Raw genomic sequence first — 1208 nt, forward strand, 5'->3', positions numbered from 1 at the left:
CGGCAACACGGGCGGAAGCGCCTTCGAGTTCGGCGAGGCCTTCGGCGACGTCGAGTTTGTCCAGGGCAGCCTTGGCGCGCACGATGGCGGCGGAGTCGTTGGCGGTGACGGCGCGGGCTTCGATGGCAGCGGCAGCGCCGGCACCGTCGAGGCGGTCCATGTTGGCTTCGGTGGCGTGGCCGGCGTTGGTGCCACGGATGACCGCTGCACCGGTGTCTTCGTTGTCGACTTCGTCCCAACTCAGCATGAAATACTCCTTCCTGGTCTGTTCTGGCGGCGTATGAAACCGTCCAGAAAACTCGATAATTACCGGCTTCGCACACTATGTAGTGGTCGCCTGCCTGGGTGGGCACACTATATGGTGTATCGGAAAGTTGGTCAACGCACAAGATGTGCGGTCTTCGGTCGCTGCCCGGCGCAAGATCGGCTATAACGCCTGGGTTTACTGGCCACACTCGGAATCTCAAGGGAATGAAAAATCTACTGATCCGCCCAGCGACCCCAGAAGACGCCGAGAGCATCTTCCTGGTGCATAAAAACTCCGTCGAAAACCTGTGCAATGCCGACTACGGTCCCGAGCAGATCGCCATGTGGCTCGACGGTCGCTCACCTGAGACCTACCGCTCGGCCATCGACGCGGGCAACCTGTGGTTGGCTTGCAACGACAGGCTCCAGGGCTTCGTGGAGATCGACGGCCATGAAGTCAGCAAGTTGTTTATTCGCGGGGAGGCAGCCGGGCAGGGGCTTGGTGCGCGTCTGCTGGCCGAAGCTTTGCAGCGCATCGCCGCAGCTGGGCATGACAGGGCCTATCTGGAGGCGACCCTGACCGCCGAAAAATTCTATGCCTCGCATGGCTTCCGCAAGATTGGCAAGGGAACATTCAGCCGGGGCAATAGCCCGGTGTCCATTGAGATCATCAAGATGGAGCGGGCTTTGTAGTTCGGTGCTCTACCAGTTGCTTCTTGCTGGTCCTGCAAGACTGCCTGCGTCTGCTCTGGAAGATCGGAACAACACTGTGGGTTCTTCGGGGGGCATATCCGTTTTTTGTATGACGGCGGCTATTGGTTCCGCCCTTACGGCGGGTCACTTTTGGAAAAGAGCCCCAAAAGTAACCAAAAGGGCTCTTGCCCCACCACTCGGTGCCTCGCCTAGGCTCGGCATGCCCGCAGTCAGGCATTGCTCCGTGGGCCCGCCGCGATCGGCCATCC

General features: G+C 60.3%; 1 protein-coding gene and 1 pseudogene. One reads left to right on the top strand and one right to left on the bottom strand.

What is annotated here, in order from left to right; genetic code table 11:
* Nucleotides 1-247, bottom strand: a pseudogene (locus tag HBR93_RS26715) (ribonucleotide-diphosphate reductase subunit beta); the annotation flags it as partial.
* Nucleotides 248-471: 224 nt separating this feature from the next.
* Here HBR93_RS26715 and HBR93_RS26720 point away from each other — a divergent pair.
* The gene (locus HBR93_RS26720; protein WP_169961434.1) at nucleotides 472-939 is read left to right on the top strand and encodes a GNAT family N-acetyltransferase; all 468 of its coding nucleotides are present in this window, start codon (nucleotides 472-474) and stop codon (nucleotides 937-939) included.
* The last annotated feature ends 269 nt before the right edge of the window (nucleotides 940-1208 follow it).

The sequence above is a fragment of the Pseudomonas sp. WS 5411 genome (assembly GCF_012985595.1).
Lineage (GTDB): Bacteria > Pseudomonadota > Gammaproteobacteria > Pseudomonadales > Pseudomonadaceae > Aquipseudomonas > Aquipseudomonas shahriarae.

Bases quoted from the DNA above. Each gene is read 5' to 3' on its own strand.
- HBR93_RS26720 (WP_169961434.1), top strand. From the start codon at position 472: ATGAAAAATCTACTGATCCGCCCAGCGACCCCAGAAGACGCCGAGAGC.